The following is a 13,789-nucleotide window of genomic DNA, read 5'->3' on the forward strand; positions in this document are numbered from 1 at the left end:
GAGGGATTTCGGTCAGAGTGCTGGTCGAACTGGCCAGTTCAGTCCTTAAGGAACCGCTGAAAAAACGTAGGCGAGGCTGGCAAGACAAGGCAAAAACAGCCGAAAAAGCGCAGTTTACATAGTGTAAATGAGCATTTTGAGGCTGTTTTTAACGCCGTATTGCCAACGCAGGTAGTTTTTCAGCCGATAACGGCAATAACCACTTCTTTGATCACAAAGGCGGCTACGCCCAGGCCCAGGGCAAAGAACAGCACCATGGTGCCGTAACGTCCAGCCTTGGACTGCTTGGCCAGATCCCAGACGATAAACCCCATGAAGGCTACCAGGCCGAAGATCATCACGGGCATGGCGATGGCTTCAAACTGTTCGTAATCCAAGCGATGACTCCAGAAAGATTGACTGCGCGGCCATTATACAGGTGCGTGGGCCGACTGAGCGCGACAGGTCGTCGCAGCGACTCAGTGTCGCCCAAGATGTTTGAGGGGCAGCTCGGTAGAGGCCACCACCTGATTGAGGACAAAACTCGAGCGCACGCTGGATACCCCTTCGATACGGGTCAGCTTGCCGAGCAGAAACTGCTGGTAATGCTCCATGTCAGGCACTACTACCCGCAGGTGGTAGTCGGCTTCCATCCCGGTGACGAGGCAGCAGTCCAGCACCTCCGGGCAGTCCTTGATCACCTGCTCGAAGCCGGCAAAGCGCTCCGGAGTATGCCGGTCCATGCCGATCATCACGAAGGCGGTCAGGGTCAGGCCCAGCTTGCGCGGGTCGAGCAAGGCGACCTGGCGGTTGATATAACCGGCGTCTTCCAGTTGTTTGACCCGGCGTGAGCAGGGCGAGGGTGACAGGCCGATGCGCTCGGCCAGCTCTTGATTGCTGATTCGGGCATCGTGTTGCAGTTCGGCTAGGATCTTCAGATCGTAGCGATCCAGCGTGTGTTCAGTCATTGCTGCGCCTTGATTGCTTAAAATGTGTATTTTGTAGTCGAGTATTGCTGAATGATAGTGGTTTCGTGCAATTTTAGGCAAGAAATGTCGGAGCGATCGCCGTAGCATAAACACATCGATTGAACGCCGAGACCGGTCGTCCAGCCGGCCCACTCACAAGGTGGTCCGGGGTGAAACACCTTACCAGGTGCAGCACCAGCCGGTTACCCCGCTCACAAGGCTCGGGAGTCAGGCACTAGCCGATCAGGATAGCTGAGGACACCCCCGAAAAAGGCCGATTCTTGCGAGTCGGCCTTTTTCGTGCAGCCCTGTAAAGACTAGACCGGGTCCTTGTGCACTAGTACTTCGGCCTGGGGAAAGCGCTTTGTGATTGTCAGCCGTACCTGCTCGCCCAACTCATGGGCCTGGGCCAGGCTAAGGTTGGAGGGCAACTCGACATGCATCTGCATGAACCACTGCTGGCCAGATTGGCGAGTGCGCAGGTCGTGCACATCAACCACCCCGGGAATCGCACGGGCAAGTGCCAGGGCTTCGTTGCGCACGGAATCCGGTAGTTCGTGGTCCATCAAAATCTGGATTGCATCCCAGCCGATACGCAGCGCGCCGTATCCGATATATAACGCGATCACCAGCCCGAACAGAGCGTCGGCCCGGGCGATCCCATAATGGGCCAGCAGTAGTGCGACGATGATGCTGGCATTGAGCAGCAGGTCTGAACGGTAGTGCAGGGCATCGGCCTTGATCGCGGTGGAGCCGGTACGGCGGATCACATGGCGCTGGATCAGTAGCAGCCCCATGGTTGCGGCGATCGAAAACAGCATTACTGCCACGCCCAGCCAGGCTGCTTCCAGCCCCCTGGGGTTGAGCAGCCGATCAATTCCTTGCAGCATTACCAATACTGCCGAGCCGGTGATGAATGCCGCTTGCGCCAGGGCCGCCAGTGCCTCTGCCTTGCCGTGGCCGAACCGGTGATCATGATCGGCTGGCTTGAGCGCGTAGCGCACGGCAAACAGGTTGATCAGCGAGGCGCCGGCATCCATCAGCGAGTCGATCAGCGAGGCCAGCAGACTCACCGAGCCCGACATCAGCCAGACCGAGGTCTTGAGCAGGATCAGCAGCAAGGCCACCGACACTGACGCGTAAGTGGCTAGTTTGAGTAACCGGGCGCGTTGCTCGGTAGTTAGATGCCGGTTGTTCATCAGGCCCTGGGCGGCAAACCGAGGAGTGCCAACTGCTGGGTGCTGGGAGCGCTCAGGCGCTGGGCCTGTTCCAACGGCAGTTCAATGCCCAAATCCTGGTACAAAATCGCCTGCAGCTTTTGTGCGTCGACCTGGCCGTGCTCATCAACGGCCTGGTTCAGCCGCTCCGGAGCCAGCGAGTAGCGGGCGTCGGGCAGGTAAATCGCACCGGTGGCGAAATCCACGGCGAAGGCGATCAGTCCGGGAATGATATAGAACAGCAGGCCAATGCCGTTGAGAATGGCGACGCCGCTATCGATCTCACCACTGATCTGGCCACGGCGTTCGGGGTAGAACACGGTGCCGCAGGCAGCCAGTTGGCTGGTCAGGGTAGCGGTCAGGATGATGCTGGCGAGGGGTTTCAAATTCATGATGACTTCCGTTGAACAAGGCTGGATCGATGGTCAGTATAATGCCTGACTTTGTCCAACAGATGGCAGTAGCGCATGCATGATCTCCCTGTCAGCGCCGTGATACCCGAGTTGAAGCAGACCTTGGCTGCTGCGCCCTGTGCTGTGCTGCAAGCGCCACCCGGGGCTGGCAAAACTACTCTGGTGCCATTGGCTTTGCTGGACGCTGACTGGTTGGCCGGGCAGAAAATCATTCTGCTTGAGCCCCGGCGCCTGGCCGCGCGGGCCGCGGCCGAACGGCTGGCGCAATTGCTTGGCGAGCCGGTCGGGCAGACCGTGGGTTACCGCATCCGTCTGGAAACACGGGTCAGTCAGGCGACCCGCATCGAGGTGGTGACCGAGGGAATTCTGCAACGGCTGTTGCAGGCCGATCCGGAGCTGCCCGGTGTTGGGCTGGTGATTTTCGATGAATTCCATGAGCGCAGTCTGGATGCCGATCTGGGTCTGGCGCTGTGTCGCCAGACCCAGCAATACCTGCGTGATCAGCCGCCGCTGAAACTGCTGGTGATGTCCGCAACGCTGGATGCCGAGGCGATTTGTGCGTTGCTCGATCAGGCGCCGCTGGTGCGCAGCGAGGGCCGTCAGTATCCGGTTGAGGTGCGTTATGGCGCCGCCTTCCGGCCCAGCGAGTTCATTGAGCCGCGGGTGGTGCAAACGGTGTTACAGGCGTTGGCTGATGAGTCTGGCAGCTTGCTGGTTTTTCTGCCCGGCACGGCGGAAATCCGCCGGGTTCAGGCGCAACTGAGTGAGGCGTTGCAGGGGCGTGACGACATTCAGCTAACGCCGCTGTATGGCGAGCTGGATTTTACCGAGCAGCGTCGGGCCATCAGCCCGGCCGAGTCCGGTCAGCGCAAGGTGGTGTTGGCGACCCGGATTGCCGAAACCAGTCTGACCATTGAGGGCATTCGGGTGGTGGTGGATGCTGGCCTGTCACGTGAGGCCGCCTTTGACCCGGTTAGCGGCATGACCCGACTGCACACCCGGCGGGTCTCACGGGCTGCGGCCGAGCAGCGTGCCGGGCGCGCCGGGCGTTTGCAGCCGGGGGTATGTTACCGGCTGTGGTCAGCCACCCAGCATGAGCAACTGGCGGCCCAGACCGAGCCGGAAATGCGCCAGGCCGATCTGGCGCCGCTGGCCCTGCAACTGGCGCAGTGGGGTGTGCAGCAAGCCGATGACCTGGACTGGCTGGACCCACCGCCAGTGGCCGCATTGCAGCAGGGCCGCGAACTGTTGCAGCGCCTCGGTGCCTTGAGCCGGGATGAGCGCGGCTGGCAGTTGAGCGAGCATGGCCGGGCGATGGCCGAACTGCCGATGCATCCACGTCTGGCGCACATGCTACTGCGTGGTCAGGCTCTGGGGCTTGGGCGTCTGGCCTGTCGGTTGGCGGCATTGATTGGTGAACGTGATCTGTTACGCGGGGTTGAGGATGCCGATATTGCCCGGCGCCTGATGCTGTTTGATGATCCCAAAGCCGAGCCCTCGGTTGATCGTGGTGCACTGCAACGGGCCCGGCAACTGGCCGAGCAATGGCAGCGGCTGATTGAGCGTCAGCCCAGTGCGGAAGTGGTCAGCGAGCCAGAGCATGAACATTGGCAGGGGCTGTTGCTGGCGCTGGCCTATCCTGACCGGATCGCCCAGCGTCGTGGGGAGTCCGGCAGCGACTATCGGCTGGCCAACGGCCGTTCCGCCGCCTTTGCTCAGGTCGACTCGCTGCAACAGCAACGCTGGCTGGTGGTGGCCAGCCTGGGCGGACATGCCAGTCAGCGCAGTGCGCGGATTTTCCTAGCCGCTGCGCTGGATGAGGTGCTGATCCACAGCCATCTGGCCGAGCTGCTTGACAGCGAAGATACCCTGGCCTGGGATGCTCGCACTGAAACGCTGGTTGCCGAGCGCCAATGCAAACTGGGTGCCCTGGTGGTTAGTCGCGAGCCGCTCACCAGTATCGATCCGGCCCAGCGCAACCGTGCCCTGTGCGCGGTGGTGCGCAAGCAGGGCCTGGTGCTGCTGCCCTGGACCCCGGCACTGCGCCAATGGCAGGCGCGCATTGCCCTGCTGCGCCAGCTGGATCTGGAGGCGGGGCAGTCGAGTGACTGGCCTGACCTGTCCGACCAGGCCCTGCTCGACAGTCTGGAAGACTGGCTGGCGCCGTATCTGGACAGGGTTAGCCGACTCAGCCACTTCGCCAATCTGGATCTGCACAACATTCTCGCCACGCTGCTGCCCTGGCCATTGCCGCAGCGACTGGAGGAGCAAGCGCCGACCCACTGGACCGTGCCGACCGGCTCGCGAATCCGTATCGATTACAGTGAACATCCACCAGTGCTGGCGGTGCGTTTGCAGGAGTTGTTCGGCAGCGCCGATACGCCGCGTATTGCCGCCGGGCGGCTGGCGCTCAAGCTGCATCTACTGTCGCCGGCGCAACGGCCGGTGCAGGTAACCCAGGATCTGGCCGGATTCTGGCGTGGCAGCTATGCCGAGGTGAAGAAGGACATGAAGGGCCGCTACCCCAAACACTACTGGCCCGATGATCCGCTGCAGGCCGAACCGACCCGGCGGGCCAAGCCCAGGGTGTAAACCTTGGGTGTAAGCCGCCGCAAACTGGCACCCCCAGGCCCGAATCCGTACAATCGCCAGCCCACCCCGCTGCCAGGAGCTGTGCATGGACAACACCAGTCAGATCATCGAACGCAGTGCCGAGCTGTTTGCCGGCAAGCGGGTGTTGCTGGTCAATCCGCAGGCTGACGGTCTGACCGCCAGCCTGGAAGCTGACTGGCAGGTCTGGACCTGGGATTATGCCGCTTGGCTGGGGCTCAAGGGGCGCCTGGATGAGGCCTGCTTAAGCTTTAGTCATCTATGTCCAGAGGTCGGACAGCTCGACGCTGCCATTTTGGTTATGCCCAAGGCTATTGAGCGCGCGGAGTACGCTCTTGCCCAGATCGCTCCGTTGCTGGCTTCCGGTCAGCCGCTGTATCTGGTTGGGGAGAAAAAGGGCGGAGTCAGCCGTGCGGATAAACTGCTTGGCCAGTTTGGCAGCCAACCGGAAAAGCTCGACTCAGCCCGGCACTGCCAGCTCTGGCGGGTGCAGCTGGACGCACCGGCGGCGCCCTTTGCTCTGGCCGACTGGCAGCAGTCGTTCACGGTCGAGCTGGCGGACCAGCAGATTGAGCTGCTGAGCCTGCCCGGTGTGTTCAGTCACGGTCGGCTGGACGAGGGCAGTGAATTGCTGCTGGAGGAGCCCGCCCCGTTGCCGGTCGGTAAGGTGCTGGATTTTGGCTGCGGCAGTGGTGTGCTGTCGATCGCCCTGGCGCGGCGCAACCCTGAGTGCCGGTTTGAACTGGTAGATACCGATGCCCTGGCCCTGTACTGCGCCGCTCAGAGTTTGGCGCGCAACGGCGTCGAGGCCGAGGTATACCCCTCCGATGGGCTCAGTGAGGTGCACGGGCGCTATCATGCAGTGATCAGCAATCCGCCGTTCCATACCGGGATCCGTCAGGATACCGGGATTGCCGAGCGCTTCTTCAATCAGGTGACCCGCCATCTGCTGCCTGGCGGTGAGCTGCGCATCGTTGCCAATGGCTTTTTGCGTTATCCTCCGCAGATCGAGTCGCATATTGGCCCGTGCCGGGTGTTGCGCGAGAACAGCCGCTTCAAAGTGTATTCTGCTGTGGCGCCGGGTTGAGCCCAGTTGCAGCTACTGCAATGACTTGCTAAAGTTGCGCCCGTCTTAGGGGAGTAGTCTCTCTCATGAGGCAGGTGTCAACATAATTGATCCGCAGATCATGGCACCTGCGACCCGCCGTCACCGCGTGTGACTGGGTAGCTCTGAAAACGTAGGCGAGGCAGCCACAGCAAGGAAAAAACAGGCGAAAAAGCGCAGTTTACAGACTGTAAATGAGCATTTTGAGCCTGTTTTTAACGCCGCTGAGGCAACGCAGGTAGTTTTCAGAGGTTCCCAGGGGTTTGACGAGACCTTTGACACATGACCACCAGCCGAGGGCGGGGGTAGTCGTGTGTCAATGGAATCGTAACCCCGCCCTCTCTGGAAATTCCGTGGAAGCCTTCTTCGTTTCAACCGGTATTGTCACGCTGGCAGAGATCGGCGACAAAACCCAACTGCTGGCGCTGCTGCTGGCTGCCCGTTTTCGTCGGCCCTGGCCGATTGTCTGGGGCATTCTGATTGCCACTGTTCTCAACCACGCACTGGCCGGCGCCGTTGGCCAATGGGTCAGCGTGTTGCTGAGTGACTTCTGGCTGCACTTGATCCTGGCTGTGAGTTTCATCGCCGTGGCTGGCTGGACCCTGATTCCCGATAAGCTCGATGACGAAGATACCCCGCCGATCAGTCGCTATGGCGCGTTCATGGCAACCCTGGTGGCGTTCTTTCTGGCCGAAATGGGTGACAAGACCCAGGTGGCTACTGTGGTGCTGGCGGCGCAGTTCGATGCCTATGTCTGGGTGGTGCTGGGTACCACGCTGGGCATGCTGCTGGCTAACGTGCCGGTAGTATTCATGGGTAATGTGATGGCCGGGCGCCTGCCGTTCAAGCTGATTCGGATCGTTGCAGCCAGCGCCTTCCTGGTGATGGGCCTGTATGCCGGCTGGCTGGCATTCAGCGGTTAGACGGTTCCAATTTTCAGTAATTGTTCAATGGTTATAGCCACCACCAGTGCACAGGTTGCCAACAGCAGGTGTTTAACGAGCAAGGCACTGATGCTGTTGGCATTGTGGCCGTCGGTGACCTGGTTGATGAAGCGTTCGGTCTGGAATACCGCATACAGAAAGCACAATGCTGCCAGAACCAGTCCGAGATAACCCGCTGCTTTGCCATAAAGAACGAAGGATGCCGGATAAATGCAGGTTGGCAAGAACGGCAGGATGATAATCCGGTTGCCTAGCGGTTCCTGAGCCAGCTTGAGAGCGAGACTCTCCAGCAGGTTGCGTGGAATGCGTGGTGTCGATGCGCGCCGGGATGCTTTGCGCGGATTCTTGGGTTTGGCCATGGATGCGACTAGAGGCGGGCACTGATATTTCAGTGCCCGCAGGATGGCGTTATGGAGTTTGCTGCGACGGCTCTGGGGCCGCGACAGCGGCTGGAGCCTGGGCTGCAGACTTGTTTGCCAGCTTCTCGACGTTCATGGCGATTGCCAGCAGCAGGATCAGACTTTCCTTGAAGAACGACATCAGGATCACGGCGAAGTAGAAATACACCACTACTCCGATGGCGCTACCGATGCCGCTGAAGAAGCCAACCCGGAACATCACGCCGAACAGGGTAATCACTGCAACTACTGCGCCGACGAACCAGGATAGGAAGATCAGACCATCCCAGGCTGCGCGAATCCAGTCAAATACCGGAAATTCCGATTTACTGCTGGCGTCGTCCGGATTGCCGGCTGCCTGGCGGCGTTCAGCCAGACGCAGGGCAGCACCTTTCCAGATTGACCAGGGAATGGTGAAAAAGCGCACGACGCAGACAATCAGCGCTTGAATGACGGCGGGGCCGAGTTTTTCTTGCAGTTGGGACATGACAGCTCCTTGCTTGGGGTTATGGTCTTCAATGGGTCAACGCCCAGCATTATGCCAGCATTGAGTGAGCACCGGTGATATTGGTGATGAAGCTGGTTGCGCCGATCACAGGGCTAAAACGACTGTTTTGCAGTGTGGGTTAAGCACTGTCCTCAAGAGGGGTTGTAATTGACTCAGATCAGTTGTCAGCCATAGGAGCTGTTCTATGCTGAGACAGTGCGCCCGGCTCTGGCTTGTCCTCGTGGGTGCACCGCAGGCTTGGCAGTCCCAGGAGTAGCCTTCGTGAGGCACCACGAATAGGAGAACTCTTATGGCTGATGACAGCGCGTCCGCGCAAAATCTCGAAGAAGATCTGGCTAGCCGTTTCCCCACGGCTTACAGCATTCTGTTTTTGCTGATCATTCTGGTCGCAGCACTAACCTGGATCATTCCCGCAGGACAATACGAACGGGTGATGAACGAGGAGATTGGCCGAGAGGTAGCCGTACCGGGCACCTTTGAGGTGGTCGAACCCAACCCGCAGGGCTTTGTCGAGGTGCTGATGGCGCCGACGGCAGGGTTCTATGATCCGGACAGTTATGCCGCCAACGCCATCGATGTGGCCTTGTTCGTACTGTTTCTCGGCGGTTTTCTCGGGGTGGTCAATGCCACCGGAGCAATCGACACAGCGATCCGCAGTGCCATGCACAAACTGGAGGGCCGAGAGATCTGGATGATTCCTATCCTGATGCTCCTGTTCGCCTTGGGGGGCACGACCTATGGCATGGCCGAAGAAACCCTGGCGTTTTATGCCATTCTGATCCCGATCATCATTGCTGCCGGCTATGACGCGGTTACCGGGGTTGCGATCATCCTGATTGGCGCCGGGATCGGGGTGCTGGGCTCAACCATCAACCCGTTTGCGACTGTGATCGCATCCAATGCCGCCGGTATCCCCTTTACTGACGGTATGGTGCTGCGCCTGGTGCTGTTGATCGGCGGCTTGCTGATCTGCTGCGCCTATGTGATGCGCTATGCCCAGAGGGTCAAGAACGATCCGTCAAAATCCATCGTGGCGCGCCAGCGCGAAGCTCACCGCAAGCTGTTTTTGCAGGGGCATGATGAGATCGACGATTTCACTCTGAGCCTCACCCAGAAACTGGTGCTGGTGATCTTCGTCCTGACCTTTGTGGCGATGGTCTGGGGCGTGTCATCCCAGGACTGGTGGATGGCCAATATGGGCGCGTTGTTCCTAGGTGCGGCAATAGTCGTTGGTCTGGTGGCCCGGCTGGGAGAAAAACGTCTGACCAGTTGTTTTGTCGATGGTGCCCGCGATTTGCTCGGGGTGGCCTTGGTGGTTGGTCTGGCCCGGGGCATTGTGGTGATCATGGAGCAGGGCATGATCGCTGACTCGATTCTGCACAGCGCCGAAACCACGCTGGGTGGCATGTCGGCTCTGGGGTTCATCAATCTGATCTTCTGGATCGAAGTGGGCATGAGCTTCTTCGTGCCGTCCTCGTCCGGTCTTGCCGTACTGTCGATGCCGATCCTGGCGCCGTTGGCGGATTTTGCCAACGTCAGCCGCGACCTGGTGGTGACAGCCTATCAATCGGCCAATGGCCTGGTGAACCTGATCAATCCGACGTTCGCGGTGGTGATCGGTGGCCTGGCGATAGGGAGGGTGTCCTATGACAAGTGGCTGGTGTTCATCTGGCCGCTGCTGCTGATTCTGACCATCTTCATCAGCGTGGTAATCAGCATCGGCGCCTTCCTGTAATTCACTGAAAAAAGGAATTTTCACATGACAGAACCTACTCTAGGTGTCCATTCGGAAACCGGTGTGCTGCGGCAGGTCATCGTTTGCCGCCCGGGGTTGGCCCACCGCCGACTGACGCCCAGCAATTGTGATGCGCTGCTGTTTGACGACGTTTTCTGGGTCAAACAGGCGCAGAAGGACCATGATGTTTTCGCCAGCCTGATGCGAGCCCGAGGGGTCGAAGTGCTGGACGTCAATGAACTACTGGGCGAAACCCTCGATATCGAAGAGGCGCGAGCCTGGATTCTTGATAATCGAATCAATTGGAATCATGTTGGCGTCGGCATGGTCTCCGACCTGCGCGCCTGGATGGACGAACTGCCAGGCCAACGGCTGGCCGAGTTTCTGATTGGTGGTCTACAGGTCAACGATCTGCCGTTCGACCCAACCGGGCTGTTCGGCAACCATCTGGGGCCCTATGGTTTTGTACTGCCGCCGCTGCCGAACTTTCTGTTCACCCGTGACAACAGCGCCTGGATCTACGGTGGTGTGACCCTGAACCCGATGTATTGGGCGGCCCGCAAGCCGGAAACCCTGCTGATGGCGGCGATCTACCAGTTCCATCCCAAGTTTGCTGGCAAGGTCGAGGTACTGTGGGGTGATCCACTTAAGGATCATGCCCTGGCCACTCTGGAAGGGGGCGACATCATGCCGGTCGGCAATGGCGCGGTGCTGGTGGGCATGGGTGAGCGTACCTCGCCACAGGCGATTGGGCAGTTGGCCAGCGCGCTGTTTGCCAAGGGGACGGTCAACCGGGTGGTTGCCTGTCAGATCCCCAAGACCCGCTCGGCGATGCATCTGGATACGGTATTTACCTTCTGCGGTGGCAATGTGGTTACCAGCTTCAAGGAAATGGCCGATCAGATGGTCTGCTATGACCTGCGCCCGGGTGCAGGCGGCAAGCATCTGTCGTTCAGCCAGGATCCGCGGCCGATGTTCGATGTTGTGGCCGATGTGCTCGGTTATGACTCGTTGGTGGTAGTGCCGACCGGGGGTGACAATCCCGCCGAGCGTGAACGCGAACAATGGAACGATGGCAACAATGTTCTGGCGCTGAGCCCGGGCGTGGTGATTGGTTACGACCGTAATGACGACACCAACGCTGCGCTGGAGGCTGCAGGCATCGAAGTGCTTAGCATTCCTGGTGCAGAGTTGGGCCGGGGTAGAGGTGGTGGCCGCTGCATGAGCTGCCCAACCATTCGCGACGCTATCTGACAGCAAGGAGCACCACGATGGCTTTCAATCTGAAAAATCGGCATTTTCTCACCCTGCGTGACTTTAGCCCGCGGGAAATTGCCTTTCTGCTCAAGCTGGCCGCTGACCTGAAAGCGGCCAAGTATGCTGGTACCGAAATGCCGCTGCTGCAGGGCAAGGACATTGCTCTGATCTTCGAGAAGGATTCGACCCGGACTCGGGTCGGCTTCGAGGTGGCGGCGTTTGACCAGGGGGCCAGGGTGACCTACCTGGGGCCCACCGGTACCCATATCGGTCACAAGGAGTCGGTCAAGGATACTGCCAGAGTGCTTGGGCGTGTGTATGACGCCATTGAGTACCGTGGCTTTGGTCAGAATATCGTCGAAGAGCTGGCACAGTACGCTGGGGTACCGGTTTACAACGGCCTGACCAATGAGTTCCACCCGACCCAGATTCTCGCGGACTTCCTGACCATGCAGGAAAACATCGAAAAGCCGCTGCGCGAGGTCTCCTATGTGTTTATCGGTGATGCTGCCAACAACATGGGGGACAGCCTGTTGATTGGTGGCGCCAAGATGGGGATGGATGTGCGCCTGTGTGCACCCAGAGCCTGCTGGCCACAAGCCGAGATCCAGCAGGAGGCTCAGGAAATTGCTCGCACCACTGGTGCACGGATCACCATTACCGAGGATGTTGACAGCGCCGTGGCCGGGGTCGATTTTGTCTACACCGATGTCTGGGTTTCGATGGGTGAGCCGGAGGAAAAGTGGGCCGAGCGGATCAAGTTGCTGCTGCCCTACCAGGTTAACGCTGAACTGATGGCCAAAACCGGCAACCCGCAGGTGCGCTTCATGCACTGCCTGCCGGCCTTTCACAATACCGAAACAGCCGTTGGTAAAGAGATCCAGGAGAAGTTCGGTCTCGACGCCATGGAAGTGACTGAGGAGGTATTCGAAAGTCCCGCTTCGATCGTGTTCGACCAGGCGGAAAATCGCATGCACACGATCAAGGCGGTGCTAGTCGCCACCTTGGGGGCCTGACGTGCTGGTCGTCGCCGCCTTGGGCGGCAATGCCCTGCTAAAACGTGGTGAACCGCTGACCGCCAGTACCCAGCGGGCCAACGTCCAGATCGCCGCCAAGTCATTGGCGGCGGTCGTGCGGGCCGGGCATGATCTGGTTGTGACCCATGGCAATGGCCCGCAGGTTGGTCTGTTGGCCCTGCAGGGCGCAGCCTACAAGCCGGATGAGGCTTATCCGCTGGATGTGCTGGGGGCGGAAACCGAGGGAATGATTGGCTATATCATCGAGCAGGAGCTGGAAAACGCTCTGAACCACGATCGCCCGGTCGCTACCCTGTTGACCCAGGTTGTGGTGGATCAACATGACCCGGCGTTCGAAAAGCCGACCAAGTTCGTTGGTCCGGTGTATGAGCGTGAGGAGGCAGAGACCCGGGCCAAGGCCGCAGGCTGGCATATCGCCCAGGATGGAGACAAGTGGCGCCGGGTAGTGCCGTCACCCAAACCGTTGGAAATCCCCGATATGCGGGTCATTCGCCTGTTGCTGGACAAGGGCGTGGTGGTGATCTGTGCCGGTGGTGGCGGGATTCCGGTGTTGCGCCGTGATGACGGTAGCACCGTGGGGGTGGAGGCTGTTATCGACAAAGATGCCGCCAGCGCCTTGCTGGCCCAGCAGCTTGAGGCCGATGCGTTATTGCTGCTGACCGATGTCGATGCCATTTACCGGGGCTTCGGTACTCCCAGCGCGGCCGCGATTGACTGCCTGAGCGTTGAGCAGGCTCGCACCCTGGAGCTGCCGGCCGGCTCGATGGGACCGAAGCTGACCGCAGCCGCCGATTTCGCCGTTAGCGGTGGCCTCAGTGGCATTGGCCGCCTGGAAGATGCCTTAGCGATTCTCGACGGTCAGGCTGGCACCCGCATCCTCAACTGAATGATCCCATACAGCGCGAGCATTCGCTCGCGCTGTATGCTGATCTTCTTGCCCAAATCTAGGCCCCGGGGAACGGAAAACGGGCCATGGCCGCTTCAATCTGTTCCATGCTGCGCCGATGAGCTGGTCGTTGTTCAAGGCCTTGCCAGTAAGTCACGAACTCCGGGCGTTTATCGATGGTGCCAAACTGCATGCCCCAGCCGATATGCGAACCGACATACACATCCGCCGCTGAAAACCGCTCGCCGGCAATGTACTGGCGCCCGCGCACGGCATCGGCCAACACATCCAGCACCTGCTCAGGTAGGCCACAACCCAGTTGCATTTGCTGTTCGGGGGTCATCTCGATGCCGCAGGTGCGCAGTCCGAAGCTGGCCTCCAGTGGTCCGGCGACGAAGAACAGCCAGCGGTAATAATCGCCACGCTCAGACAGCGCCGGTGCCAGATGCGCCTCAGGGAAAGCGTCGGCCAGATAGGCGCAGATTGCCGCGGCTTCGGTCACCACAACCTCACCGTGCTTGATCGCCGGGACCTTGCCCATGGGGTTGATGACCAGATATTCCGGGGCCTTCATCGATTTTCCGTATGCCAGATATTCGATCTGATATGGCATGCCCAGCTCTTCCAGCATCCAGTGCACGATGCCGCCACGCGAGTAGGGGTTGGTGTAAAAAATGATGTCCTGTTCCATGTTGCACTCCAGCGTTCCGTTGAAAGAAGGCCCAGCTTAGT

At 59.8% G+C, this 13,789-nt stretch carries 14 protein-coding genes and 1 riboswitch; of the genes, 7 read left to right on the plus strand and 7 right to left on the minus strand.

Annotation, left to right across the window (positions count from 1 at the left end; genetic code table 11):
• Positions 1-179 precede the first annotated feature (179 nt).
• The 4 genes from C2846_RS01445 to C2846_RS01460 all read right to left on the minus strand — a co-directional run bounded on the left by C2846_RS01445 (position 180) and on the right by C2846_RS01460 (position 2,556).
• Positions 180-347: a DUF2788 domain-containing protein gene (locus tag C2846_RS01445; protein ID WP_119700551.1), complete on the minus strand. Its 168-nt coding sequence runs from the start codon at positions 345-347 to the stop codon at positions 180-182.
• A 111-nt stretch (positions 348-458) separates the two neighbouring features.
• Positions 459-947 (minus strand): Lrp/AsnC family transcriptional regulator, encoded by a 489-nt coding sequence (locus tag C2846_RS01450; protein ID WP_080049789.1) that lies wholly within the window; start codon positions 945-947, stop codon positions 459-461.
• 317 nt (positions 948-1,264) lie between these two features.
• A complete protein-coding gene (locus tag C2846_RS01455; RefSeq protein ID WP_080049790.1) occupies positions 1,265-2,146 on the minus strand; it encodes a cation diffusion facilitator family transporter in 882 nt (293 codons plus the stop codon).
• Positions 2,146-2,556, minus strand: coding sequence for a polyribonucleotide nucleotidyltransferase (locus tag C2846_RS01460; RefSeq protein ID WP_080049791.1), 411 nt, complete (start codon positions 2,554-2,556; stop codon positions 2,146-2,148). The genes C2846_RS01455 and C2846_RS01460 overlap by 1 nt, the downstream gene beginning before the upstream one ends.
• Positions 2,557-2,631: 75 nt before the next feature.
• Between C2846_RS01460 and hrpB the strand changes: the two genes are divergently transcribed.
• The 3 genes from hrpB to C2846_RS01475 all read left to right on the plus strand — a co-directional run bounded on the left by hrpB (position 2,632) and on the right by C2846_RS01475 (position 7,215).
• On the plus strand, positions 2,632-5,169 hold the full coding sequence (gene hrpB / locus C2846_RS01465) for an ATP-dependent helicase HrpB (protein WP_080049792.1): 2,538 nt from the start codon (positions 2,632-2,634) through the stop codon (positions 5,167-5,169).
• 85 nt (positions 5,170-5,254) lie between these two features.
• Positions 5,255-6,274 carry a methyltransferase gene (locus tag C2846_RS01470; RefSeq protein ID WP_080049793.1) on the plus strand — a complete coding sequence of 340 codons (1,020 nt, stop codon included), beginning with the start codon at positions 5,255-5,257 and terminating at the stop codon, positions 6,272-6,274.
• Positions 6,275-6,310: 36 nt separating this feature from the next.
• Positions 6,311-6,403: riboswitch (yybP-ykoY riboswitch) on the plus strand.
• A gap of 242 nt (positions 6,404-6,645) precedes the next feature.
• Entirely contained in the window at positions 6,646-7,215 is a 570-nt protein-coding gene (locus C2846_RS01475; RefSeq protein ID WP_080049794.1) for a TMEM165/GDT1 family protein, read from the plus strand.
• Here the strand turns inward: C2846_RS01475 and C2846_RS01480 are convergent.
• Together C2846_RS01480 and C2846_RS01485 are read right to left on the minus strand one after the other, a co-directional pair.
• On the minus strand, positions 7,212-7,595 hold the full coding sequence (locus tag C2846_RS01480; RefSeq protein ID WP_080049795.1) for a hypothetical protein: 384 nt from the start codon (positions 7,593-7,595) through the stop codon (positions 7,212-7,214). The genes C2846_RS01475 and C2846_RS01480 overlap by 4 nt on opposite strands.
• 49 nt (positions 7,596-7,644) lie before the next feature.
• Complete coding sequence (locus C2846_RS01485; RefSeq protein ID WP_080049796.1) at positions 7,645-8,121, minus strand: hypothetical protein; 477 nt, start codon at positions 8,119-8,121, stop codon at positions 7,645-7,647.
• A 310-nt stretch (positions 8,122-8,431) separates the two neighbouring features.
• Here C2846_RS01485 and C2846_RS01490 point away from each other — a divergent pair, with 310 nt between their 5' ends.
• The 4 genes from C2846_RS01490 to arcC are packed head-to-tail and all read left to right on the plus strand — an operon-like array spanning position 8,432 to position 13,057.
• Positions 8,432-9,877, plus strand: a complete 1,446-nt coding sequence (locus tag C2846_RS01490) for a YfcC family protein (protein ID WP_119700507.1) — start codon at positions 8,432-8,434, stop codon at positions 9,875-9,877.
• 24 nt (positions 9,878-9,901) lie between these two features.
• Positions 9,902-11,131, plus strand: coding sequence for an arginine deiminase (locus C2846_RS01495; protein ID WP_080049798.1), 1,230 nt, complete (start codon positions 9,902-9,904; stop codon positions 11,129-11,131).
• A gap of 17 nt (positions 11,132-11,148) precedes the next feature.
• Positions 11,149-12,150, plus strand: a complete 1,002-nt coding sequence (locus C2846_RS01500; RefSeq protein WP_119700508.1) for an ornithine carbamoyltransferase — start codon at positions 11,149-11,151, stop codon at positions 12,148-12,150.
• A gap of 1 nt (position 12,151) precedes the next feature.
• Positions 12,152-13,057, plus strand: a complete 906-nt coding sequence (arcC, locus tag C2846_RS01505) for a carbamate kinase (protein WP_119700509.1) — start codon at positions 12,152-12,154, stop codon at positions 13,055-13,057.
• A 58-nt stretch (positions 13,058-13,115) separates the two neighbouring features.
• Here the strand turns inward: arcC and C2846_RS01510 are convergent, their stop codons facing one another.
• A complete protein-coding gene (locus C2846_RS01510; protein ID WP_119700510.1) occupies positions 13,116-13,748 on the minus strand; it encodes a glutathione S-transferase family protein in 633 nt (210 codons plus the stop codon).
• Between the last annotated feature and the right edge of the window lie 41 nt (positions 13,749-13,789).

The sequence above is a fragment of the Pseudomonas jilinensis genome, assembly GCF_003586265.1.
Lineage (GTDB): Bacteria > Pseudomonadota > Gammaproteobacteria > Pseudomonadales > Pseudomonadaceae > Halopseudomonas > Halopseudomonas phragmitis.